This is a genomic window from Streptomyces sp. NPDC007084, assembly GCF_040703595.1.
Classification (GTDB): Bacteria; Actinomycetota; Actinomycetes; order Streptomycetales; family Streptomycetaceae; genus Streptomyces.
Genome location: NZ_JBEYFY010000026.1, coordinates 59,684 through 83,373, shown reverse-complemented (window position 1 = coordinate 83,373; position 23,690 = coordinate 59,684). Strand labels below are relative to the sequence as shown.

The following is a 23,690-nucleotide window of genomic DNA, read 5'->3' as shown; positions in this document are numbered from 1 at the left end:
AAATTCTCAACTAAGCGTCTCGATTTAATGTTCGCCACACAAATGTCCCGACCGGGACCGGCCGGTCATCCGCCGCGCGGACCCGTGCCAGACGGGCCATCGGACAGAGAACACCGGTAAAACAATCGGCCATCTCAGAATGAGACGCCCGTTCGACCCGGCGGCGGGACGCTGGGGGCATGGACCATATCGCGCGTCTCCGCCTCTTTCTGGCCGCCGGTCTCGCCCTCGCCGTCCTCGGTCTCGCCCGCCTCTCGGCGGGCGCGGGTCCGGGGCTGCTCCTCGCGGGAGCGGCGCTGGCGGCCTGGGAGGCGTTGGGGCTGCGTCTCGCCCGGGGACGGTGGGGCGCGCGCGACCGGCCGTGAGGAGCACCGCCCCCGCGGTCCGCTTCCGGTCTACGCCGGCCGGATGCCGTACGCCGTGATCTTGCGGTAGATCGTCGCGCGGGAGATGCCCAGGGACTTCGCCGCGGTCGCCTTGTCGCCGCCCGAGTTCAGCAGCGCCTGGATGATCATGTCGCGCTCGGTGACCTCCCACGGGGTCAGTGAGCGCCGCGTGGAGGACAGCAGGCCGGGCGGGAGGTCGGTCTCCTCGATGACGGGACCGGCGCGGTGCGTCGCCGCGTAGCGCAGGGAGCCCTCCAACTGCCGCACGTTGCCCGGCCAGGGGGCGCGTTCCAGGGCGCGCAGCGCCGCTTCCGAGCAGCGCACCTCGGGGTCGTGGGTGTGCTGTGCCAGGAGGTGCGCGGCCAGCACGGGCAGGTCGCCGGGGCGATGGCGCAACGGCGGGACGGTGATCTCGGCCGTGAACCGGCCCGCGAGGGCGGGCGGACAGGGCCCGGAGGGGTGCGGGTCGGTCGTGACGAGGCCGACGACCCAGCCCGAGCGGCTCGCCGTCGCGCGCAGCATCCCGTCGAGCCGGAGCAGTTCGGCGGGGTTGAGCAGGTCGAGGTGGCGCAGCAGCACGGTGCCCTCGTCCTCGGACAGGTCCCGGTAGAGCGCGGAGAGCCAGGCGGCGGCGCGGCCCCGGGCTTCGGCGGCGTCGTGCGAGGCGAGCGGGGTGGTCGGGCGCAGGTTCCGGTGGACCGCGTGGACCATGGCGTTCTTGCCGGTGCCCCGTTCTCCGGCGAGCAGGGTCCAGCGGCGTTCACCGCACAGCCGCAGCAGCCCGGTGGTCGCGGTGCGCCAGGCGGGACAGGAGCCGGCCAGGCCGGGGAGTCTCCGCTCGGGGTGCCGGGCCGGGACCGGCGCGGCCTCGCGCTCGGGGACGACGTGCAGTTCGATGACGTAACCCGCCGGCCGGTCGCCGGGGGTGGGCGAGGCGACGGTCTCGCCGCGCGCGTGCACGGTACGGCCGTCGCTGAGCAGGAGGCGTTCGGCCGCGCCGGAGCCGAGCCGTTCGGCGACCTCGCGCAGCATCCGGTGGTCGGCCGGGCCGAGCATCTCGGTGGCCCGCGCGTCGGCGAGCAGCAGCCCGTCGGCGATGGTGACGCGGGCCTTGCGCGAGCCGGGGCGGCCGGTCAGGAAGGCGCGCAGCACGGCCCGTTCCCGCAGGCTGCCGATCTCCAGCAGCCGTTCCTCGATGTCGGTGGCCGCCTCCCGCACCAGCGCCAGCATGAGCGGGGTCGCGGTGTGCTGCCAGCTCGTGAGGTCGACGAGGCCGATGACGCGCCCGGTGACCGGGTTGCGGATCGGGGCGGCGGCGCAGGACACCCGCTGGAGCCGTTCCGAGAAGTGCTCGGAGCCGAAGACGTGCGCGGCCCGGCCGTCCTCGGCGGCGGTGCCGATACCGTTCGTGCCGACGTATTCCTCGGCGTAACTGAAGCCGGGAGCCAGGCAGATGGCGTCCAGATGGCGGCTGAGCGCCTGGTCGCCGATCCGGCGGTCCCGCACCCGGCCGCGCGAGTCGGTGAGGATCAGGCTCATCGGGGTGCCGGCCAGCGTCTCGGTGAGGCGGTCCAGGACCGGGCGGGCGGCGGTCAGCAGTCTGCTGTGCGGGTCGAACTCGGCGTTGTAGGGCGCCTCGATGCGGTCCGCGTCCACGCCCCAGAAGCGCGAGCGCTGCCACGAACTGAGGATCGGGTCCCGTACGGCCTGCTCGGGCACGCCCTCGCCCTCCAGGAAACGCGCCCTGGCCCGGACGGGGTTGAGCTGCGGGACGGCGCGGGGCAGGCCCGGACGTGCGCCGGTACGGGACTCGGTACGCGGTCCGGGCCGGCCGGAGTCCGGTACGGGCGGCGCCGTCCGCCCGGCGCGCGTGGCCTGCTCCCGCGGTGGGCGCTTCGGCCCCGATTCGCTTGTCGCCGGCGGCTCCGGCGGCTCCAGTGGTTCCAGCGGCTCCATCGGCTCAGTCCCTCTGCCGTGGGTCAATTGTCCGGGAGTTGTTGTTTCCCGAACGTTACGACCGCTGCCCGGACAGCCGCCAGATCCGCGGCACGGGACGTGTCTCAACATGAGACGAACGCCGGGGACGAGCGCCCCCACGATGAGCCCATGCCCCGCCGGACCAGAGGTGCGCCGCCGGTCCAGCGGGGTCCGACGGGCCGCAGTGCCCGGCCGCCGAGTCAGCCGAGGAGTACACCACCCGTGAGCCGACAGAGCCTGAGCAAGGCGCACAAGAAGATCACCGAACTGTCCTGGGAGCCGACCTTCGCCACGCCGGCCACCCGCTTCGCGACGGACTACCGCTTCGACAAGGCGCCCAAGAAGGACCCGCTCAAGCAGGTCCTGCGCTCCTACTTCCCGATGGAGGAGGAGAAGGACAGCCGCGTCTACGGCGCGATGGACGGCGCGATCCGCGGAAACATGTTCCGCCAGGTCCAGCAGCGCTGGATGGAGTGGCAGAAGCTGTTCCTGTCCATCATCCCCTTCCCCGAGATCAGTGCCGCCCGGGCGATGCCCATGGCGATCGGGGCGGTGCCCAACCCCCAGCTCCACAACGGGCTCGCGGTCCAGATGATCGACGAGGTACGGCACTCGACGATCCAGATGAACCTCAAGCGCCTGTACATGAACCACTACATCGACCCCGCCGGCTTCGACATCTCCGAGAAGGCGTTCGCCAACTGCTACGCGGGCACCATCGGCCGCCAGTTCGGCGAGGGCTTCATCACCGGCGACGCGATCACCGCGGCCAACGTCTACCTGACGCTGGTGGCCGAGACGGCCTTCACCAACACCCTGTTCGTGGCGATGCCCGCGGAGGCCGCCGCCAACGGCGACTACCTGCTGCCGACCGTCTTCCACTCGGTGCAGTCCGACGAGTCCCGGCACATCTCCAACGGCTACTCCATCCTCCTGATGGCCCTCGCCGACGAGGACAACCGGCAACTCCTGGAGCGGGACCTGCGCTACGCCTGGTGGAACAACCACTGCGTGGTCGACGCGGCCATCGGCACCTTCATCGAGTACGGCACGAAGGACCGCCGCAAGGACCGGGACAGCTACGCCGAGATGTGGCGGCGCTGGATCTACGACGACTACTACCGCTCGTACCTCATCCCGCTGGAGAAGTACGGGCTGAAGATCCCGCACGACCTCGTGGAGGAGGCCTGGAACCGGATCTGGAACCAGGGCTACGTGCACAAGGTCGCGCAGTTCTTCGCGACCGGCTGGCCGGTCAACTTCTGGCGCATCGACCCGATGACCGACCAGGACTTCGAGTGGTTCGAGGCCAAGTACCCGGGCTGGTACGCCGAGTACGGCGCCTGGTGGGAGGCGTACAACCGGCTCGGCAAGCCGGGCGGCAACAAGCCGATCGCCTTCGAGGACGTCGGCTACCAGTACCCCCACCGCTGCTGGACCTGCATGGTGCCCTGCCTGATCCGCCAGGACATGGTGGTCGACAAGGTCGACGGGCAGTGGCGCACCTACTGCTCGGAGACCTGCGCCTGGACCGACATCAAGGCGTTCCGCCCCGAGTACGAGGGCCGCGCGACCCCCTCGATGGGCCGGCTCACCGGCAAGCGCGAGTGGGAGACGATGTACCACGGGCAGGACCTCGCGGACATCGTCAGCGACCTCGGCTACGTCCGCGACGACGGCAGGACCCTCGTGCCGCAGCCGCACCTGGAGCTGGACGACCCGGGCAAGCTGTGGACCCTCGACGACATCCGCGGCAACACGTTCATCAGCCCCAACGTGTCCCTCAACGAGATGTCCGACGAGGAGCGCGAGGCGCACGTCGCGGACTACCGGTCCCGCAGCAACATCACCCCTTCGGCGATCTGAGCCGGCCCGACCGCCAGACCCGACCGTTGTGCCCGGGGGCCGTGCCCGTGCCGCGTCACGCGCCCGGCCCCCGGCCTCCCGCATCCCGCATCCCAGGAGCCGACGTGGGCGACAAGCACCGCATCCGATTCGAACCGGTCGGCGTCGAGATCGAGGCCGACGAGGAGGAGACCGTTCTCGACGCGGCCTTCCGGCAGGGCGTCAACCTCATGCACGGCTGCAAGGAGGGGCAGTGCTCCTCCTGCAAGTCCTTCCTGATCGACGGCGACCAGCAGATGGAGCGCTACTCGACCTTCGCGCTCGCCGACTACGAGAGCGAGGAGGGCTACGTCCTGCTGTGCCGGGCGCACGCCTACGGCGACCTCACCGTCGAACTCATCAACTACGACGAGGAGATGCTGCTCAGCGGGATTCCGCCGCGCCGGGTCACGGGCCGCGTCGCGGCCGTCGAGGAACTGACCCGCGACATGAGCCGGCTGCTCGTCGAACCCGACACCGAACTCCCCTTCCGCACCGGCCAGTACTGCGACATCCGGGTACCGGGAACCGAGCGGTGGCGGTCCTTCTCCATGGCCGGACTGCCCACCGACACCCACCTGGAGTTCCTCGTCAAGCGCTATCCGGGCGGCCTCTTCTCGGGGCTGCTCGAACCGGGGGCGCCGGGCGCACTGCGCCCCGGCGACGCGATCGACCTCAAGGGCCCCTACGGGAGCTGCGTCCTGCGGGACGCGCCCGAGCGCGACCTGCTGCTGCTCGCCGGCGGCGCCGGAATGGCGCCCGTGCTGGCCCAGTTGCGGACCCTGGCCGGCCAGGGTTCGAACCGCCGCACCCGCTTCTACTACGGAGCCCGCACGCGCGCCGATCTCTTCCTCCTCGAAGAGATCGCCGAACTCGGTTCGCGGCTGCCGGACTTCGCGTTCGTGGCCGCGCTCTCCGAGGAGAGCGGAACGCCGTACGAGAGCGGTCTGATCACCGACGTACTCGACCGGGGCGAGGGCGAACTCGGCGGCACCGACGCCTACTTGTGCGGGCCGCCCGGCATGTGTGACGCGGCCCTCGCCACCCTCACCGCGAAGGGCCTGCCCGAGGAACGGATCTTCCTGGACCGCTTCACGACCTCGGCGACCGCCTGACCGAGCAAACCATCCCCCGTACTCCCTCTACCGGAGGAGCCGCACCGCATGAGCGAGAAGACCGCAGCGAGGAGTTTCCCGAAACCCGAGTTCACCGACGCCGAGGCCGGCGCCCTGACCTTCCCCAGCTCCACCAGCCGCACCTTCACCTACTACACGCCGCAGAAAATGCGCGCCTCCATGTACGAGGACGTCACCTACGACGTGCAGCCCGACCCCGAGCGGCATCTGCTGCAGGGCTGGATCTACGGCTTCGCCGACGGCCAGGGCGGCTACCCGCAGAACTGGACGGCGCTGCGGGCCGCCGACTGGCACCGCTTCCGCGACCCCAACGAGGAGTGGGAGCAGACGATCTACCGCAACAACGCCAACGTCGTGCGGCAGATCCAGCAGAACCTGGCCAACGCCCGCAAGGCCGAGGCGTACGCGCGCTGGACCCCGGCCTGGACGCGCTTCGTCGAGCGGGACATCGGCGCCTGGATGCACGCCGAACAGGGCCTGGGCATGCATGTGTTCGTCGCCGTGCAGCGCTCCGCGCCCACCAACATGATCAACAACGCGCTGGCCGTCAACGGCACCCACAAACTGCGCTTCGCGCAGGACCTCGCGCTCTACAACCTCGACATCGAGGAGCAGTTGTCCACCTTCGACGGCGCCGCGCACAAGGAGGCCTGGCAGTCCGACCCGGTCTGGCAGGGCGTGCGCGAGACCGTCGAGCGGCTCACCGCCGTGACCGACTGGGGCGAGGCCCTGTTCGCCACGAACCTCGTGTTCGAACCGCTCGTCGGCGAGCTGTTCCGCTCACACCTCGTGATGCAGGTCGCCGCCCGCAACGGCGACTTCACGACACCGACGGTGATGGGCGCGGGCGAGGCCGACTACGACCGGGACCTGCGCTGGACCCGGGCGCTGTTCGAGCCGCTGGTGCGCGACGCGGAGCACGGCGAGGGCAACCGCGAGGTGCTGGCGGCCTGGGCGGGGCAGTGGCTGCCGCGCGTCCTGGACGCCGCCCGCCGGCTCCAGCCGCTGTGGTCCCGCGCCGAGGAGAAGGTGATCCGCTTCGAGGACAGCCTGGAGCGCGCCAAGGACCGCTACGCCCGGCTCGCTCAGAGCCTCGGGCTCGCCGGGGCCGACGGCCAGGACCCGGCCACGACCACCACCACCCCAGGGAGTGAACGGTGAGCACTCAGCCCCAGCCGGGCCCGTCCCCGGCCAACCCCGCCTTCGCCGTCGACCGCACCTCGTCCAACCGGTGCGGGGTGACGCTCATGAACAACCAGAACGGCCACGTCGTCGCCGAGGTCATGCGGCACAAAGACGGGGTCGAGGTCACCGACTACACCTCGATGATCCGCGTCGACGGCGAGCGGGTGCTGACCTTCGAGTTCGAGGAGATCTCCGAGGCGCTCGGCTTCGAGTTCGACGTCTCCGACTTCGAGGAGATCATGTCGACCCACTACGGCCGCATGGTCCACCTCGACGACCGCACCGTGCTCTTCGCCAACCCCGAGGACGCCGCCGAGTACATCGACTTCGACCTCACCCCCGTCGACTAGCGGCACGCCAGACCGAGGAGACCCAGCCATGTACCACAAGGACGGCGTCGACTACTTCATCGTCGACGGGCACATCCACTACTGGGACGCGAGCGAGGAGAACATCGCCAACAAGTACGGCGAGGGCTTCATCCGCTGCTTCTACGACTACCAGAAGAACCTCAGCCCCGCCGAATGGGTCTGGCCGCTGGAGAAGTTCCGCAAGTACGGCGAGCAGGACCTGCTCCACGACATCTTCGACACCGGGTACGTGGACTGGGCGATCTTCCAGCCCACCTACCTCTCCGAGTTCTACCGCGAGGGCTTCAACACGACCGAGCGCAACGGCGCCCTGGCCCGCCGGCACCCCGAACGCCTCATCGTCAACGGCGCCTTCGACCCGCGGGAGGGAGAGGCCGGGCTCGCGCGCCTCGAACAGCTGCACGCCGACTGGAACCTGCGCGGCGTCAAGCTCTACACCGCCGAGTGGCGCGGCGACTCCAAGGGCTGGAAGCTCTCCGACCCGGGCGCCCACGACTACCTCGCGCTGTGCTCCCGGCTCGGCATCCGCAACATCCACGTCCACAAGGGCCCCACCATCTGGCCGCTGAACCGGGACGCCTTCGACGTCGCCGACGTGGACGAGGCCGCGACCGCCTTCCCCGAGCTGAACTTCATCGTGGAGCACGCCGGACTGCCGCGCCTGGACGACTTCTGCTGGATCGGCACCCAGGAGCCGAACGTGTACGCCGGCCTGTCCGTCGTCCTGCCGCTCATCCACACCCGGCCCCGCTACTTCGCCCGCGTCATGGGCGAGTTGCTGTACTGGCTGGACGAGGACCGCATCGTGTTCGGCAGCGACTACGCGATCTGGTCCCCGAAGTGGCTCATCGAGAAGTTCGTCGACTTCCAGATCCCCGAGGACATGCGGGGTGAGTACGGCGTCATCGGCACCGACGCCAAGCGCAAGATCCTCGGGCTCAACCACGCCCGGCTGTACGACCTGAAGGTGCCCGAGACCGCGCGGCTGCCCCTGGACCCGCCCCGGGACGGCGCGTCGGTCGCGCCGAACCGCGGGTCGGTGGCCGCGTGAGCGCCCCGCCCGCCGCGCATCCGGGACCGGCTCCCGCCGCGGTGTCGCGGGCGGTGGAGCGGGCCACCGCCGTCAACACCGCCCTGAACGCCGTGCTCGACCCCGAACTTGACCGTCCCATCACCGAGTTGGGGTTCGTGAAGGCGGTGAGCATCGGCGCGGGCGGCGCGGTCGAGGTCCGGCTGCGGCTGCCCACGTACTTCTGCGCGCCGAACTTCGCCTGGCTCATGGTCGAGGACGCCCGCCGGGTGCTGGCCGCGCTGCCCTGGGGCGGGGACCGCACGGTCGTGCTGGAGGACCACTTCGCCGCCGAGGAGATCAACCACGGTGCCGCCCGGGGCCAGGGCTTCGAGGAGGCGTTCCCCCGACTCGCCGACACCGGGCGGCTGGAGGAACTGCGTGCCGTGTTCCTGCGCAAGGGCCACCTCGCGGTCCAGTCGCGCCTGGGCCGCCGGCTCCTCGAACGCGGCTGGACCTTCCAGCAGTTGTCCGACGCCACCCTCGGCGACCTGCCCGAACGCCTCACCGTGACGCTGCGCAGGCGCCGTACCGCGCTCGGCCTGCCCGCCGAGCCGGACAGCGCCCTGTTCACCGACGACCACGGGCACCGCGTCCCCGCCGGGGGCCTGGAGGAGCACCTGCGCCGGGGCCGGACCGCCGGAGTCGGCATCGAGGCCAACACCGAGATCTGCGAGGGGCTGCTGCACACGCGGTACGACGGCGAGGAGCCGGCCGGCGTGCCGGAGGCGGCCCCGGGGTCACCCGCCACGGGAGGTGAACGCGCGTGAGAGCGGTACGACTGCACGCCTACGACAGCGTCCCGCGCCTGGACGAGATACCCGAGCCGCGGGTCAGGGGCCCGCTGGACGTGGTCGTCAGGATCGGCGGGGCCGGAGTGTGCCGGACCGACCTGCACATCATCGAGGGCCAGTGGCAGCCCAAGACGGACGTACGGCTGCCCTACGTCCAGGGGCACGAGAACGCCGGCTGGGTACACGCCGTGGGCAGCGCGGTGACCGGGCTGGAGATCGGCGACCCGGTGATCCTGCACCCGCTCGCGACCTGCGGGCTGTGCGCGGCCTGCCGGCGCGGCGACGACGTGCACTGCGCCGACAGCGCCTTCCCGGGCATCGACACGGACGGCGGCTTCGCCGACTACCTGCTCACCCACGTGCGTTCGGTCGTCAAGCTCGACCCGGCGCTCGCCCCGGCGCGGGTCGCCGCCCTCGCGGACGCCGGGCTCACCGCCTACCACGCGGTGAAGAAGGCGGCGCGCAGGCTCGCACCGGGCGACCGCTGTGTGCTGATCGGCGCGGGCGGGCTCGGGCACATCGGCGTCCAGGCGCTGCGGGCGCTGAGCCCCGCCGAACTGATCGTCGTGGACCGCTCGGCCGAGGCGCTCAAACTCGCCGAGACCCTCGGCGCCCACCACACGGTGCTCGCCGACGGCAGTCAGGTCGAGCACGTCCTCGACCTCACCGGCGGTCAGGGCGCCGAGGTGCTGCTCGACTTCGTGGGCGAGGGCGGGGCGCTGGAGGACGGGGTGCGGATGCTGCGCCGGGCCGGGGACTACCACGTCATCGGCTATGGCGGCACCCTCCAGGTCCCCACGATCGACATCATCTCCACGGAGATCAACTTCATCGGCAACCTCGTCGGCAGCTACACCGACCTGGTCGAACTGATGGAGCTGGCCGCGCGCGGGCTGGTGAGCCTGCACACCGTGACCTATCCGCTGGACGCCTTCGACCGGGCCCTGGACGACCTCGGCCAGGGCCGCGTGAGGGGGCGAGCGGTGCTCGTGCCGTAGCGCACGTGCCCCCCGGGGACAGGTGGCGGCGGTCCCTCCGTGGGCCGGTGCCGGGCCCGCCACGAAGGCCCGGTCCCGGCCGGCGCATCACGGAGACACCGCACCGGCCGCCGCCACCGCCCCCTCTCCCCCAGGCAAGCCGCGCAACCCGGCCAGCCCCGGGCAATCCCGGGCACCCCCGGGCCACCCCGAGGCATCTTGGGCGTCCTCCCCGTCTTCCCCTTCTTCCCCGTCTTCCCCGTCCTCCCGACCCCGCTTCCGGACCCGCTGTCCGTACGTACCGTGTGAAGGGACCCGTATCCATGGCGAAGGACCTGCGCTTCAACGCCGAGGCGCGCGCACTGCTGGAGAGCGGGGTGAACGCGCTCGCGAACGCCGTGCGCGTGACCCTCGGGCCCAAGGGCCGCAACGCTGTCCTGGAGAAGCTGACCGGACCGCCCACCATCACCAACGACGGCGTCACCATCGCCCGCGAGATCCAGTTGCGGGACCCCTTCGCCAATCTCGGGGCCCAGCTCGTCAAGGAGGTCGCGACCCGTACCAACGGCGAGGTCGGGGACGGCACCACGACCGCCACGGTGCTCGCCCAGGCCCTCATCCGCGAAGGGCTGCGCGCGGTGAGCGCCGGCGCCAACCCCGTACTGCTCAAGAACGGCATCGAGGCCGCCGTCGAACGCGCCGTCGCCTCCCTCGTGGCACAGTCCCGGCCGGTCGTCTCCGATGCCGAACTCGTGCGCGTGGCCGCCCTGTCGGCCAACAACGACCCGGCGATCGGCGAGGCCATCGCCCAGGCCGTGGCCCGGGTGGGCCGCACCGGCGTGGTCACCGTCGAGGAGTCCTCGGCCATCGGGCTGAGCGTCGAGTACGCGGAGGGCCTGGAGTTCGACTCCGGCTGGATATCCCCCTACATGGTCACCGACCAGTCCCGCATGGAAGCCGTCCTGGAGAACCCCTACCTCCTGCTCTGCGACACGAAGATCACCAAGGTGCAGGAGCTGATGCCGGTCCTCGAACTCGTCATGCGCACCGGCTCGCCGCTCGTGGTCGTCGCCGAGAACGTGGAGGGCCCCGCGCTCGGCATGCTCGTCACCAACGCCGCCCACGGCACCTTCCGTTCGCTGGCCGTCCGCGCCCCCGGCTTCGGCTTCCGGCGTATCGCCGAGCTGGAGGACCTCGCGGCGCTCACCGGCGGCCGGGTCGTCACCACCACCGCCGGACGCAGCCTCGAAGGCGTCCGCCTGGAAGACCTCGGCCGCGCCGACAAGGTCATCACGACGGAGCGCGGGACGACCGTGCTGGGCGGCGCGGGCAGCGAGCAGCAGGTCCTGGAGCGCATCGAGAACCTCAAGACCGAACGCGAACGCGCCGTCAACGAGCACGACCAGGACAAGCTCGCCGAACGCATCGCGAAGCTCTCCGGCGGAGTCGCCGTCATCCGGGTCGGCGCCGCCAGCGGCGTCGAACTCAAGGAGAAGCAGATGCGGTTGGAGGACTCCCTCGCGGCCACCCGCGCCGCCGCCGAGGAGGGGATCGTGGCCGGCGGCGGGGCGGCCCTGCTGCACGCCCGCGCCGACGTCCTCGCCCTGGAGAACGCCGAGGGGGACGCCGGGACCACCGCCGCTGACACCGCCACCGGGCGGGCACTGGTCGCCCGGGCCCTCGCCGAACCGCTGCGCTGGATCGCCATCAACGCCGGGCTCGACCCCGACGAGGCGGAGCGGAAGGTGGCCTCGCTGCCGGTCGGCTCGGGCCTCGACGCGCTGCGCGGCGACTACGCCGACCTGCACCTGCGCGGAGTCATCGACCCGCTCATGGTGACCCGCTGCGCCCTGGAGAGCGCCGCCTCGATCGCCGCGCTGCTGCTGACCACCGAGACCCTGGTCGTCGAGGAGGTCACGGGCAACCCGGGCGCCATCCACTCCCCGGAGATCGGCGACCTGGCCGAGGGACTCGCCCGACCCTCCAACATCCCCTGAGCGGGCGGCGGACGGTGATGCCCGCCGAAGAGGGGAAGGCACCCTCGGCGGTGACCGACAGGCCTACGGGCACCGCCCCGACGTCCCGGCAGGGTTCCGCCCCCTTCCGGCGGCAACGCCGCGGTTTCTCCGCCGCACTGCTCGGCCCCGCGTTCGTCGCCGCCGTCGCCTACGTCGACCCGGGCAACTTCGCGACGAACGTACAGGCCGGCACGGAGTACGGACCGCTGCTGCTGTGGGTGGTGATCGCGGCGAACCTCGTCGCCATGCTGCTCCAGTACCTCTCCGCGAAACTCGGCCTGGCGACGGGCCGCTCGCTGCCCCAACTGTGCCGCGAGCGCTATCCCGGGCCCGTCGTGTACGGGCTGTGGGCGCAGGCCGAGGTGGTCGTCGTGATGACGGATCTCGCGGAGGTGGTGGGCGGCGCCGTCGCCCTGCACATCCTCTTCGGCCTGCCGCTGCCGCTCGGCGGGCTCGTCATCGGAACGGTCTCGCTGCTCATCATGCCGATGGGCGCGGGAGGCCGCCGCCGCTTCGAGGTGTTCATGGCGCTCGCGCTCGCCCTGCTGCTGGGCACGTTCCTCGGCCAGGCGCTGGGCACCCCCGGACTGTGGGAGAGCGCGGGGCGGGGCCTCGTGCCCCGCGCTGTGCCCGGCACGGACAGCCTGGTGCTGGCGGGCGGGATCGTCGGCGCGACCGTCATGCCGCACGTCGTCTATCTGCACTCGGCGCTCACCAGCGGCCGTCGCGGTGCCGGGCCGCCCGGCGGGGGCGCGGAGCGGGCCACGGCCTCGCGCGGCCGGCTGCTGTGGCACACCCGGGTGGACGTCGCGCTCGCGATGGGCCTCGCCGGCGCGGTGAACGCGGCGCTGCTGCTCTCGGCGGCAACCCTCTTCCACCCCGGGGCCCCGGCCGCCGCCGGCTCGCTCGAAGCCGCGCACTCCGCGTACGCGGGACTGGCCGGCCCGCTCGCGGCGGCCTCGTTCGGGCTGGCCCTGCTGGTGTCCGGGCTCGCCGGGACGAGCGTGGGCATGTACGCGGGGCAGGTCGTCATGGACGGTTTCCTGCGCCGCCGCATCCCGCTGGCGCTGCGCCGCACACTGACGGTCGTGCCCGCCCTCGCCGTGCTCGCGAGCGGGATCAGCCCGACCGGTGCGCTCGTGCTGAGCCAGGTCGCGCTCTCCTTCGGCATCCCCTTCGCCCTGTTCCCGCTGGTCCTGCTCACCCGGGACCGGAGCGTCATGGGTCCCTGGGTGAACCGGCGGGCGACGACCCTGTGCGCGTGGACGGTGAGCGCGGTGGTGCTCGCGCTCAACGGGGCGCTGGTGGTGAGCCTCCTGACCGGCTGAGCGAACCCGTACGCCCACCCGCTCCCGGTCGTGCCGCCGGTCACGCCGCCGGTCGACGGCTCACCCCGTCCAGGTCGCCGGTCTCCGGGGTCGAGGCGACGACGTCCGGCACCCACACCGGGTGCCGGGCGCCGGGTGCCGGGTGCCGGGTGCCGGGTGCCGGGTGCCGGGTGCCGGCGAGGCGGAGAGGCGGAGACGGCGGAGACGGCCCCGCGCTGAACCCCTCGCGGCCGGCGTGTCGAAGTCCACACCACGCCGAACCGCGCCGAACCGCGCCGACGACCGGTTCACGGCGTACCGACCAGTCGGTAATGTGCGGGGTATGACCACTCCACTGCCGGAGCGCGCCGGGCGGCGCTGCCACAACGTTCTGAACTCGCTGCACTCGGCGCACTACTTCTCGCCCGATCTGGGACGGGAGCTGGCCGCGGTCGGTATCGCGGACGAGCGGGCCGCGTACTTCGCCGCGCGGGCCGCCGCGATGGGCGCGGTCGGCGCCGGGACGGTGACGGCGACGTTCTACAACTTCCGCCACGGGCTGGTGGCCGAGCATGTGCCCGGCGTGTGGGACAAGGCCTCCCCGGAGACCGTCCTCGCGGCCCGGCTGCGGGCCGTGGACGCGACGCTGCGGCGACTGCTCGGCGCGGAGCTGATCGCCTCGGACGAGGTGGCGGAGGCCGCGCGGCTCGCGCTGCGGGCGGCCGAGGCCTGCGACGCGACGGCCCGGCCGCTGTACGCCGCCCACGCGGACCTCCCGGTGCCCGAGGCGCCGCATCTGGCCCTCTGGCACGCGGCCACCCTGCTGCGCGAGCACCGCGGGGACGGTCATCTCGCCGCCCTGCTCGACGCCGAACTGGACCCGGTCGAGGCCCTGGTGAGCCACACCGCGACCGGCAGGGGCATGGCCCCCAAGTGGGCACTGGGCACCCGCGGCTGGTCCCGGCGGGACTGGGAAGCGGCGTCCGGACGGCTCCGCGAGCGCGGACTGCTCGACACCGAGGGCGAGTTGACCGAGGCGGGCGTGGCGCTGCGGCAGGACATCGAGGCCCGTACGGACCGTCTCGACCGCGCTCCCTACGAGCACCTGGGGGCGGCCGGCGTGGAGCGGCTCACCGAGATCGGCAAGGGCCTGCTGATGACGGCGTTCGCCAACGGGGCCTTCCCGGAGGGCATGATCGGCAAGGAGTGAGGTACCCGTACGTCGCCCGGTGTTCCACGCCGGGACGCCCGGCGTTCCGTGCCGGGAGACGAAAGGGGAGAAAGACATGCTGCGAGCCATCGCGGACGTCCTGCGTCAGATCGGCGGGGCCATCGCCACCGTCGTCACCCTGCCCTTCCGGGCCCTGGCCCGGCTGTTCGGCGGGGCCTCCGGTTCCGCGCGCACCCGCAAGGCGTGAGGGCCGGCGCCGCCCCCGGGCCCGCCCCGCGGCGCGCGGCCGCTCCGAGTGCCGCCCTGATCCCCCGTTGTCGGTGTCACCTGCCACAATTGCCGCGCAACCCCAGTGGAGAAGGCGGTACGGGATCGTGACGACACCCCTCGTAGGGTCCATCGAAAGCAGGATCGCCGAGGAGCTCGGCGTACGGGAGCGGCAGGTCAAGGCCGCCGTCGACTTGCTCGACGGCGGCTCGACCGTGCCCTTCATCGCCCGCTACCGCAAGGAAGCGACCGAGATGCTCGACGACGCGCAGTTGCGCACGCTCGAGGAGCGGCTGCGCTATCTGCGGGAGCTGGAGGAGCGGCGCACCGCGATCCTCGACTCGGTGCGCGAGCAGGGCAAGCTCACCGCCGAGGTGGAGGCGCAGATCAGGGGCGCCGAGACGAAGGCGCGCCTGGAGGACATCTATCTGCCGTTCAAGCCGAAGCGGCGCACCAAGGCGCAGATCGCGCGCGAGGCGGGCCTCGAACCGCTCGCCGACGGCCTGCTCGGCGACCCCTCGGTCGATCCGCTCGCCGCCGCCGCGGCCTTCGTCGACGCCGGCAAGGGGGTCGCCGACGCGCAGGCCGCGCTGGACGGCGCCCGGTCGATCCTCACCGAGCGGTTCTCGGAGGACGCGGACCTCATCGGCGAGCTGCGCGAGCGCATGTGGACGCGCGGCCGGCTGGCCGCCCGGGTGCGGGAGGGCAAGGAGGAGGCGGGCGCCAAGTTCGCCGACTACTTCGACTTCGCGGAGCCGTTCAAGGAGCTGCCCTCGCACCGGGTCCTCGCGATGCTGCGCGGCGAGAAGGAGGAGGTCCTCGACCTCGTCCTGGAGCCCGAGGAGCCGACCGAGGGGCCTTCGTCGTACGAGCAGATCGTCGCCCGGCGCTTCGGTATCGCGGACCGCGGCAGGCCCGGCGACAAGTGGCTGACGGAAACCGCCCGTTGGGCCTGGCGCACCCGCATTCTGGTGCACCTCGGCATCGACGTGCGGCTGCGGCTGCGCACCGCCGCCGAGGACGAGGCGGTGAACGTCTTCGCGGCCAACCTGCGGGACCTGCTGCTCGCCGCCCCGGCGGGCACCCGCGCCACGCTGGGCCTCGACCCCGGTTTCCGTACGGGCGTGAAGGTGGCCGTCGTGGACGCGACCGGCAAGGTCGTCGCCACCGACGTCATCCACCCGCACGTGCCGGCCAACCGGTGGGACGAGGCGATCGCCAAGCTGGCGCGGCTGGCCAAGGAGCACGCGGTCGAGCTGATCGCGATCGGCAACGGCACGGCCTCCCGCGAGACCGACAAGCTCGCCGGTGAGCTGATCACCAGGCACCCCGAGCTGAAGCTCACCAAGGTGATGGTGTCGGAGGCGGGCGCTTCGGTGTACTCGGCGTCGGCCTTCGCCTCGGCGGAGCTGCCGGACATGGACGTGTCGCTGCGCGGCGCCGTGTCCATCGCGCGCCGCCTCCAGGACCCGCTGGCCGAGCTGGTGAAGATCGACCCGAAGTCGATCGGCGTCGGGCAGTACCAGCACGACCTGTCCGAGGTGAAGCTGTCCCGCTCGCTGGACGCCGTGGTCGAGGACTGTGTGAACGGCGTGGGGGTGGACGTGAACACCGCCTCCGCCCCGCTGCTGGCCCGTGTCTCCGGCATCACGTCCGGTCTCGCGGAGAACATCGTCGCCCACCGCGACAGCAACGGCCCCTTCACCTCCCGCACGGCGCTCAAGAGCGTGCCCCGGCTCGGCCCGAAGGCGTACGAGCAGTGCGCGGGCTTCCTGCGGATCCGGGGCGGCGACGATCCGCTGGACGCCTCCAGCGTGCACCCCGAGGCGTACCCGGTGGTGCGGCGGATGGTGAAGACGGCGGGCGGCGAGGTCGCGTCGCTGGTCGGCAACACGAGCGTGCTGCGCTCGCTGAAGCCGGCCGACTTCGTCGACGACACGTTCGGTCTGCCGACCGTGACGGACATCCTCAAGGAGCTGGAGAAGCCCGGGCGCGACCCGCGGCCCGCCTTCAAGACGGCCACCTTCAAGGAGGGCGTCGAGAAGATCTCCGACCTGGCCCCCGGGATGATCCTGGAGGGCGTGGTGACGAACGTGGCAGCGTTCGGTGCCTTCGTGGACGTCGGTGTCCACCAGGACGGGCTCGTGCACGTCTCGGCGATGTCCAGGACCTTCGTCAAGGACCCGCGGGACGTGGTGAAGCCGGGCGACATCGTCAAGGTGAAGGTCCAGGACGTCGACATCCCGCGCAAGCGGATCTCGCTGACGCTGCGGCTGGACGACGAGGCGGCGGCACCGGAGCCCGAGGGCGGCGGCCGTCCGCAGCGGGGCGGGCGTCCGCCCCAGCAGCGCGGCCAGCGGCAGGGCGGCCAGCGCCAGGGCGGGGGCGGTCGCGGAAGCGGCGGCTCCGGGGGCGGCTCCCGGCAGGCTCCGCCGCCCGCCAACAGCGCGATGGCGGACGCCCTGCGGCGCGCGGGTCTGACCGACCCCAAGCGGGGCCGGGGCTGACACTGGGCCGCTGCCCCTGAGCCCGGGCACCCGGCTCAGAGCCCGGGAACCCGGCTCAGGGCAGGGGCCCGGGCACCTCGTACCGGCAAGAGTGACCGTCTGCGGTGAGACGGGCGGAGGGGCGGCTGCCGTGACCGGCGTCCGCCCCTCCGGCGTATGACCACCCCGCGCCCACCGCGCGCCCGGCCGGCGTCCCGAGGCCGGACGGGTCCGGGCGGGATGGCGAGGCCGACCGGCGCGGGGCCGGATACCGGGGGGCCGGTCGGCGCGCGGCTCAGCGCTCGGTCACCTTGCCGGCCGCCACCTCCAGGCGGCGGGTCGTGCGGACCGCGTCCAGCATGCGGCGGTCGTGGGTGACCAGCAGCAGCGTGCCCTCGTAGGAGTCGAGGGCCGATTCGAGCTGCTCGATGGCCGGCAGGTCGAGGTGGTTGGTCGGCTCGTCCAGGACCAGCAGGTTGACGCCCCGGCCCTGGAGGAGGGCGAGCGCGGAACGGGTGCGCTCGCCCGGGGAGAGGGTGGCCGCCGGGCGCAGGACGTGGTCGGCCTTGAGCCCGAACTTGGCCAGCAGGGTGCGTACTTCGGCGGGCTCGGTGTCCGGTACGGCCGCGCCGAACGCGTCCATCAGCGACTCGGGGCCGTGGAAGAGCTTGCGGGCCTGGTCGACCTCGCCGACGACCACGCCGGAGCCGAGGGTGGCGTGGCCGGCGTCCAGCGGGACCCGGCCGAGCAGGGCGCCCAGCAGGGTCGACTTGCCGGCGCCGTTGGCGCCCGTCACGGCGACCCGGTCCGCCCAGTCGATCTGGAGGGTCGCCGGACCGAAGGTGAAGTCGCCGCGCCGCACCTCGGCGTCCCGCAGGGTGGCCACCACCGCGCCCGAGCGGGGGGCCGCCGCGATCTCCATGCGCAGCTCCCACTCCTTGCGGGGCTCCTCCACGACGTCAAGACGCTCGATCATGCGCTGGGTCTGCCGGGCCTTGGACGCCTGCTTCTCGCTGGCCTCGCTGCGGAACTTGCGGCCGATCTTGTCGTTGTCGCCGCCCGCCTTGCGCCGGGCGTTCTTGACGCCCTTGTCCATCCAGGAGCGCTGCATCTGGGCGCGGCCCTCCAGCGCGGACCGCTTGTCGGCGTACTCCTCGAAGTCCTCGCGGGCGTGCCGGCGCGCGGTGTCACGCTCTTCCAGGTAGGCCTCGTAGCCGCCGCCGTACAGGGTGATCTGCTGCTGGGCCAGGTCGAGTTCGAGGACCTTGGTGACGGTGCGGGTGAGGAACTCGCGGTCGTGGCTGACGACGACGGTGCCGGCGCGCAGTCCGGAGACGAAGCGTTCCAGGCGCTCCAGGCCGTCCAGGTCGAGGTCGTTGGTCGGCTCGTCCAGCAGGAAGACGTCGTAACGGGACAGGAGCAGGGAGGCGAGTCCGGCGCGGGCCGCCTGGCCGCCGGACAGGGAGGTCATCGGCTGGTCGAGGCCGACCGCGAGGCCGAGGGAGTCGGTGACCTCGGCCGCGCGTTCGTCGAGGTCGGCGCCGCCGAGGTCGAGCCAGCGCTCCAGGCTGTTGGCGTAGGCGTCGTCCGCGCCGGGCGCGCCGTCGACGAGGGCCTGGGTGGCCTCGTCCATCGCGCGCTGGGCCTCGTCCACGCCGGTGCGGCGCGCGAGGAAGTCGCGTACGGTCTCGCCCTCCCGGCGCTCCGGCTCCTGGGGCAGGTGTCCGACGGTCGCGGTCGGCGGGGAGAGCCGCAGCTCGCCCTCTTCGGGGGTGAGCAGGCCGGCGAGCAGCCGCAGCAGGGTGGACTTGCCCGCGCCGTTGGCGCCGACGAGCCCGATCACGTCGCGGGGCGCGACGACGAGGTCGAGTCCGGCGAAGAGGGCGCGGTCGCCGTGTCCGGCGGTGAGGTTCTTGGCGACGAGGGTGGCAGTCATCAGGGGGCCGATTTTAACGGCCACGCCCCCGCCCGCGCGCCGCCCGCCGGACGGGCGGCCACTTGGCCACCGACCTGGGCGGCGGGGACCGAAAGCGCCGGTGACCGCCGGGGCCTCCGGGCATCGGGGCCTCCGGGCATCTGGGCCTCCGAGATCCCGGGCGTCTGGGGCCCGGGCTGGTGGGGCCTCCGGGGCCTAGGGGCTCGGGGACCCCGGCGTGCTGGGGCCCAGGTCTCCAGGCCTCCGGACCTCCATGCCTCCGGGCTGGTAGGGCCTCCCGGCATCCGGGGCCTCGGGCATCCGGGCTCCCGGGCATCCGGGCTCCCGGGCATCCGCGTGCCGGGGTCTCCGAGCCTCCGGGCGCCGGGGTCCCGAGCCCCCGGGGTTTCCGGGACCCCGGCGTGCCGGGGTCGCGCCGCGCACCCGGGCTCAGCGGGCCATCGGTTCCACCAGTACGCTTCCCGATGTCCGGGCCACGACGAACGACTCGCCCTTGACCGTCCGGGGCGCCAACGGGATCCGGTGCCGGCCCGTTTCCAGGACGCCGTCGAAGACCTCGTGCGCCTGGGTGCGGGCGAGGCGGTCGAGGCGGTACGCGGTCAGCCGGACCCGGCAGGTCGAGGTGACCTCGATCCCGGCCTCGCCGTCGGCGGCGACCAGACGGGTGAGGCGGCGCAGCTCCAGCGGGCCCCGGTCCAGGGCGTGTTCGACCTGGGCGACCAGCAGCGGAACGATGGGCGCGAGCCCCTCGACGTGCGGGACCGCGATGTCCGCCGCGTCGAACGCGTCCCGTACGGCGGCCCGTTCGGACGCGGTGACGGACGGCCCGTACACCACCGCTCCGTAGACGCGCAGTTCGTCGGCCGGGACCCCGGCGGTGTCGCGGGCGATGTCGGCGCCGATCCCGATGGCGCGCAGCGCGGCGGCGAGTTTCGCGAGCAGCGCGACCCGGGGTCCGATCAGCAGGACGCGGGGGCGGGGGCCCGCGTCCGCGTCGAGCAGGGAGTTCAGGGCGGCGCGGTACTCGGGGCCCTTGAAGCGGAACGGCCCTATGCCGTGGTAGCCGTTCAGCTCCAGGTCGGCCCGCTCCCCCGTCTGCCAGGCGAAGTCCCGCCAGACGTAGTCGTCGTCCTCCCGCTCGATGAGCGCGGTGACGGCGCCGCACTCGATGCCGGCGCACTCCGGACAGCCGTAGATGACGTGCCGGCCCTCTTCGAGCGGGGCGTCCGCCTCCAGGAGCAGACCGCGCACCTCGGCGGTGAAGATGGCGGGCGGGACGTCGGAGGCGAGCGGGGAGACCGCGTCGAGGTCGGAGAGCTGGAACAGCAGGGGGCGTCCGTCGACGACGAAGTCGACGAAGTCCCGGTGCGCTTGGAAGTCACCGTTGGCGAGGACTCCACCGGCACGCATCGCCGGTGCCAGGCCGAAGGTCGCGTAGTCGGCAGACATGCTGTGAGTATTCCCGGACGCGGGCCCCCGCGAGCACGGCATGACATATTCCGCTAGCGTCCCCGCATGGATCAGCCGGGGAACGACGATGTGATCGTGGTCGGCAGCGGGGTCGTCGGTCTGACGACGGCCGTGGTGCTGGCCGAGGCCGGACGCCGGGTCCGGGTGTGGACGCGGGAGCCCGCCGGGCGGACCACCTCGGCGGTTGCCGGAGCACTGTGGTGGCCGTACCGCATCGAGCCGAAGGCGCTGGCCCGCTCGTGGGCGCTCACCTCCCACGCCGTGTACGAGGAGTTGGCGGCGCGGCCCGAGGAGACGGGCGTACGCGTGGTCGAGGGGGTGATGGGCGAGACGCGACTGGACGAACTCGGCGACTGGGCGGCCCGGGTGCCGGGGCTGCGGACGGCGACGGCGGACGAGTACCCGGGGACGGCGCTGTGGGCGCGGCTGCCGTTGATCGACATGCCCGTGCATCTGCGCCTGCTCCAGGACCGGTTTCGCCGGGCGGGCGGCAGGATCGAGGAGCGGACGGTGACGGACCTGGGCGAGGTAGGGGCCCCGGTGGTCGTCAACTGCACGGGGCTCGGCGCCCGTTCGCTCGTTCCCGACCCCGCCGTACGGCCGGTGCGCGGGCAGCTCGTCCTCGTGGAGAACCCGGGGATCGGCGAGTGGCTCGTCTCCACGGACCCGGCGGCCGGAACCACGACGTATGTGTTCCCGCAGCCTGGCCGGCTGGTCCTCGGGGGCACCACCGACGAGGACGACTGGTCGCGGGAGCCGGACCCGGAAGTGGCGGCGGCGATCGTCGCGCGGTGCGCGGCGCTGCGCCCGGAGATCGCCGGTGCGAGGGTGCTGGACCACCGGGTGGGGCTGCGGCCGGTACGGGACGCGGTCCGCCTGGAGCGTGAACTCCTGCCCGACGGCCGGGTGGTGGTGCACAACTACGGTCATGGCGGCGCCGGGGTCACCGTGGCGTGGGGCTGTGCGCGGGAGGCGGCCACGCTGCTGGGCGTGGCCGCCTCCGGCTGACGGCGGAACCTCTTTCAGGGAGGGCCCCTCAGGGAGGGCCCCTCAGGGGGCCCGTCAGGATTCGGCCGGTCTCGGTTCAGTCGGTCCGGGTTCGGTCGGCCCGGGTTCAGTCTGCCCGGGTTCAGTCCGTCCGGGCTCAGTCCGTCCGGGTTCGGTCGGCCCGGGTTCGGTCGGCCCGGCTGCGGCCGGTCAGCGGTGCTCCCCCGGGACGCGGAGGGCCGCACCGGGACCGCGGACGCCGTCGAGGACAGAGGCCGGCGCGGACGCGCCGGGCACCGGGCGGGAGCCCGCCGTCGCCCGCGCGAACGCCGCCGCCCCGCCGACGAACGGGACCCGCGCCGAGGTGCGGGACAGGTCGAGGGTCAGGGTCGGGGTGGTGGACGGCGGATCGATGAGGTCCTTGTCGGTGCCCGCCACGATCAGCGCGAGGCGGTGGCCCTTGGGGACGACGTGGTCGGTCGCCGCGAGGTGGAGGGTGATCGTGCGGGCCTTGCCGGGGGTGAGCGGGGCGCCGTGGCCCGAGGCGCGGTGGCCGAGGTCGGCCCAGCCACGGCTGAGGACCGTGAAGTCGACGTCCGTCGTGGCGGCCCGGGTCTCCTTGTAGCAGGCGCTGTCGCCCGTGGTGCTCGCGCCCCAGCAGGTGCGGTCGGTGAGAGTGGTGATGCCCTCGCCGGAGCCCGCGTAGTCGCGGATGGTGTCGGGGCCGAGGTCCACGAGGACCGCCGAGAGGTGGGCCGTCGAGGTGGTGGGGGTGGCGGTGACGGTGACCTCCGAGGAACCGGACAGCCGCAGGTCGCGGGTGAGCGGCCCGGTGGTGAAGCCCGCCTTCTCCGGGGTCGCCCGGTCGATGTGCGCGGCCCAGTCGGTCTCGCTCAGCGCCGCGTCGTCGGTGAAGGTCTCCGTTCCCGACCCCTTGCGGAGGGCGAGGGTGCCGACGCCGGCCTGGCTGCCCGTGCCCGGGCGCAGGGTGGCCGGCGCGGTGGTGCGGGGCGGCCACAGCGCGGAGGTGGTCCACTGGCCGGGGTGGCGTTCGATGTCGGCCATCGGCTCGCGGTCGATGCCGTTGTCGTAGCCGAGGAGTTCGTGGTCGAACCAGCGGTGCAGGGTGTCCACGAAGGCGGCGCGGCGGAAGTCGAAGGGGTCGACGTGGCCGGTCCGGGAGAGCCAGATCTTGCGCTCGACACCGTGCCTCGCGAGGGCGTCCCACCACTGCCCGAAGTTCTTCGTACGGACGTTGAGGTCCTGCATGCCGTGGACGAGGAAGACGCTGGCGCGCACCTTGGAGGCGTCCTTGACGTAGTCGCGCTCGGTCCACAGCGGGGTCCAGTCGCCGTTGCGCGGGGCCCCCTTCACCAACTCGGCCTGGACTTGGGCGCACTTGGCGCGGGCGTCGGGGCTGTCGACGTAGTCGGAGAGCCAGTCGGGGCCGGAGTCGTAGAGCGGGGCGCCCTGGGCGAAGTAGTAGTCGTACCAGGAGGAGATGGCGCTGATCGGCACGATGGTCTTCAGGCCTCTGACGCCGGTGGCGGCGACACCGTTGGCGATGGTGCCGTCCCAGCTCTTGCCGATCATGCCGGTGTCGCCGTTGGTCCAGTCGGCCTTGGCGGAGATGGCGCCGGTGCGGGTGGTATACGCTCTGGCCCGGCCGTTCAGCCAGTCGACCACCGCCTTCGCGGACTGGATGTCGGAGCGTCCGCCCACGTCCACACAGCCGTCGGAGCGGTTGGTGCCGGCGAGGTCGACGCCGACGACGGCGTAGCCGCGCGGCACGAAGTAGTTGTCGTAGAACAGCGGCATCCGGACGATGTTGCCGTTCGCGTCGTACGTCTTCAACTGGCTCTCGTTGCCGCGTCCGCAGCACGAGTAGTACGGGCTGGCGTCCATGATGACGGGGACCTTGCGGCCCTGCCGGGCGGGTTCGCGGGGGCGGACGACGTCGACGGCGACCCGGTCGCGCTTTCCGTCGCGGTCGCCGTCGAGGCCGGTGTCGACCCAGACGGACTCCCGGATCGCGTTCTCGTAGGAATAGACCGGGGTGCTCTCGCGTGGGGCGCCGTGCGCGGCGGTGGGGGCGAGGAACGCGGCCAGCAGGGCGGCCACGGCGGCCGTCGCGAGCGATCTCCAGGTGGTGGGGCGCGTGCGGCGCTCGGGTATCGGCATGCGCGGAAGGTACCCCGGTCAACTCCCAGGCGAAAGAGGGGAGATGAGCGGCCGGTGCGACGGGGCGTCACATGTCGGCCGAATGGCG

General features: G+C 72.6%; 18 protein-coding genes. 14 read left to right on the top strand and 4 right to left on the bottom strand.

Going from position 1 to position 23,690, the window contains the following annotated elements; translation table 11 throughout:
- Positions 1 to 179 precede the first annotated feature (179 nt).
- Entirely contained in the window at positions 180 to 365 is a 186-nt protein-coding gene (locus AB0912_RS21745; protein WP_366702139.1) for a hypothetical protein, read from the top strand.
- A 30-nt stretch (positions 366 to 395) separates the two neighbouring features.
- Here the strand turns inward: AB0912_RS21745 and AB0912_RS21740 are convergent, their stop codons facing one another.
- On the bottom strand, positions 396 to 2,342 hold the full coding sequence (locus AB0912_RS21740) for a GAF domain-containing protein (protein ID WP_366702137.1): 1,947 nt from the start codon (positions 2,340 to 2,342) through the stop codon (positions 396 to 398).
- A gap of 243 nt (positions 2,343 to 2,585) precedes the next feature.
- Here AB0912_RS21740 and AB0912_RS21735 point away from each other — a divergent pair, with 243 nt between their 5' ends.
- From AB0912_RS21735 to AB0912_RS21680, 12 genes are all read left to right on the top strand, one after another.
- Positions 2,586 to 4,229 carry a methane monooxygenase gene (locus AB0912_RS21735; RefSeq protein ID WP_366702135.1) on the top strand — a complete coding sequence of 548 codons (1,644 nt, stop codon included), beginning with the start codon at positions 2,586 to 2,588 and terminating at the stop codon, positions 4,227 to 4,229.
- A gap of 104 nt (positions 4,230 to 4,333) precedes the next feature.
- Complete coding sequence (locus AB0912_RS21730) at positions 4,334 to 5,362, top strand: 2Fe-2S iron-sulfur cluster binding domain-containing protein (protein ID WP_366702133.1); 1,029 nt, start codon at positions 4,334 to 4,336, stop codon at positions 5,360 to 5,362.
- A gap of 48 nt (positions 5,363 to 5,410) precedes the next feature.
- The gene (locus tag AB0912_RS21725) at positions 5,411 to 6,544 is read left to right on the top strand and encodes an aromatic/alkene monooxygenase hydroxylase subunit beta (protein WP_366702131.1); all 1,134 of its coding nucleotides are present in this window, start codon (positions 5,411 to 5,413) and stop codon (positions 6,542 to 6,544) included.
- A complete protein-coding gene (gene mimD / locus AB0912_RS21720; RefSeq protein WP_366702129.1) occupies positions 6,541 to 6,918 on the top strand; it encodes a propane 2-monooxygenase effector subunit MimD in 378 nt (125 codons plus the stop codon). The genes AB0912_RS21725 and mimD overlap by 4 nt, the downstream gene beginning before the upstream one ends.
- A gap of 28 nt (positions 6,919 to 6,946) precedes the next feature.
- Positions 6,947 to 7,990: an amidohydrolase family protein gene (locus tag AB0912_RS21715; protein WP_366702127.1), complete on the top strand. Its 1,044-nt coding sequence runs from the start codon at positions 6,947 to 6,949 to the stop codon at positions 7,988 to 7,990.
- A 53-nt stretch (positions 7,991 to 8,043) separates the two neighbouring features.
- Entirely contained in the window at positions 8,044 to 8,778 is a 735-nt protein-coding gene (locus AB0912_RS21710) for an iron-sulfur cluster assembly protein (protein ID WP_366702151.1), read from the top strand.
- Positions 8,775 to 9,800 carry an NAD(P)-dependent alcohol dehydrogenase gene (locus AB0912_RS21705; protein WP_366702125.1) on the top strand — a complete coding sequence of 342 codons (1,026 nt, stop codon included), beginning with the start codon at positions 8,775 to 8,777 and terminating at the stop codon, positions 9,798 to 9,800. The genes AB0912_RS21710 and AB0912_RS21705 overlap by 4 nt, the downstream gene beginning before the upstream one ends.
- A 302-nt stretch (positions 9,801 to 10,102) precedes the next feature.
- Positions 10,103 to 11,776, top strand: coding sequence for a chaperonin GroEL (groL, locus tag AB0912_RS21700; RefSeq protein WP_366702123.1), 1,674 nt, complete (start codon positions 10,103 to 10,105; stop codon positions 11,774 to 11,776).
- A 50-nt stretch (positions 11,777 to 11,826) separates the two neighbouring features.
- Positions 11,827 to 13,125 carry an Nramp family divalent metal transporter gene (locus AB0912_RS21695; protein ID WP_366702121.1) on the top strand — a complete coding sequence of 433 codons (1,299 nt, stop codon included), beginning with the start codon at positions 11,827 to 11,829 and terminating at the stop codon, positions 13,123 to 13,125.
- 322 nt (positions 13,126 to 13,447) lie between these two features.
- Positions 13,448 to 14,314: a hypothetical protein gene (locus AB0912_RS21690; RefSeq protein WP_366702119.1), complete on the top strand. Its 867-nt coding sequence runs from the start codon at positions 13,448 to 13,450 to the stop codon at positions 14,312 to 14,314.
- A gap of 76 nt (positions 14,315 to 14,390) precedes the next feature.
- Positions 14,391 to 14,522, top strand: coding sequence for an LPFR motif small protein (locus AB0912_RS21685; RefSeq protein ID WP_366702117.1), 132 nt, complete (start codon positions 14,391 to 14,393; stop codon positions 14,520 to 14,522).
- A gap of 127 nt (positions 14,523 to 14,649) precedes the next feature.
- Complete coding sequence (locus AB0912_RS21680; RefSeq protein ID WP_366702115.1) at positions 14,650 to 17,049, top strand: Tex family protein; 2,400 nt, start codon at positions 14,650 to 14,652, stop codon at positions 17,047 to 17,049.
- A 274-nt stretch (positions 17,050 to 17,323) separates the two neighbouring features.
- Here AB0912_RS21680 and AB0912_RS21675 read toward each other — a convergent pair whose 3' ends face one another.
- On the bottom strand, positions 17,324 to 18,964 hold the full coding sequence (locus tag AB0912_RS21675) for an ABC-F family ATP-binding cassette domain-containing protein (protein WP_366702113.1): 1,641 nt from the start codon (positions 18,962 to 18,964) through the stop codon (positions 17,324 to 17,326).
- 429 nt (positions 18,965 to 19,393) lie between these two features.
- On the bottom strand, positions 19,394 to 20,413 hold the full coding sequence (locus tag AB0912_RS21670; RefSeq protein ID WP_366702111.1) for an oxidoreductase: 1,020 nt from the start codon (positions 20,411 to 20,413) through the stop codon (positions 19,394 to 19,396).
- A 66-nt stretch (positions 20,414 to 20,479) separates the two neighbouring features.
- Between AB0912_RS21670 and AB0912_RS21665 the strand changes: the two genes are divergently transcribed.
- Positions 20,480 to 21,442, top strand: a complete 963-nt coding sequence (locus tag AB0912_RS21665) for an FAD-dependent oxidoreductase (RefSeq protein ID WP_366702109.1) — start codon at positions 20,480 to 20,482, stop codon at positions 21,440 to 21,442.
- Positions 21,443 to 21,631: 189 nt separating this feature from the next.
- On the opposite strand, the gene AB0912_RS21660 is transcribed toward AB0912_RS21665, so the two are convergent.
- Positions 21,632 to 23,602, bottom strand: coding sequence for a Xaa-Pro dipeptidyl-peptidase (locus AB0912_RS21660; protein WP_366702107.1), 1,971 nt, complete (start codon positions 23,600 to 23,602; stop codon positions 21,632 to 21,634).
- Between the last annotated feature and the right edge of the window lie 88 nt (positions 23,603 to 23,690).

Bases quoted from the DNA above. Each gene is read 5' to 3' on its own strand.
- AB0912_RS21670 (WP_366702111.1), bottom strand. From the start codon at position 20,413: ATGTCTGCCGACTACGCGACCTTCGGCCTGGCACCGGCGATGCGTGCC.
- AB0912_RS21665 (WP_366702109.1), top strand. From the start codon at position 20,480: ATGGATCAGCCGGGGAACGACGATGTGATCGTGGTCGGCAGCGGGGTC.
- AB0912_RS21685 (WP_366702117.1), top strand. From the start codon at position 14,391: ATGCTGCGAGCCATCGCGGACGTCCTGCGTCAGATCGGCGGGGCCATC.
- AB0912_RS21725 (WP_366702131.1), top strand. From the start codon at position 5,411: ATGAGCGAGAAGACCGCAGCGAGGAGTTTCCCGAAACCCGAGTTCACC.
- AB0912_RS21715 (WP_366702127.1), top strand. From the start codon at position 6,947: ATGTACCACAAGGACGGCGTCGACTACTTCATCGTCGACGGGCACATC.
- groL (WP_366702123.1), top strand. From the start codon at position 10,103: ATGGCGAAGGACCTGCGCTTCAACGCCGAGGCGCGCGCACTGCTGGAG.
- AB0912_RS21740 (WP_366702137.1), bottom strand. From the start codon at position 2,342: ATGGAGCCGCTGGAACCACTGGAGCCGCCGGAGCCGCCGGCGACAAGC.
- AB0912_RS21675 (WP_366702113.1), bottom strand. From the start codon at position 18,964: ATGACTGCCACCCTCGTCGCCAAGAACCTCACCGCCGGACACGGCGAC.
- AB0912_RS21660 (WP_366702107.1), bottom strand. From the start codon at position 23,602: ATGCCGATACCCGAGCGCCGCACGCGCCCCACCACCTGGAGATCGCTC.
- AB0912_RS21690 (WP_366702119.1), top strand. From the start codon at position 13,448: ATGACCACTCCACTGCCGGAGCGCGCCGGGCGGCGCTGCCACAACGTT.
- AB0912_RS21745 (WP_366702139.1), top strand. From the start codon at position 180: ATGGACCATATCGCGCGTCTCCGCCTCTTTCTGGCCGCCGGTCTCGCC.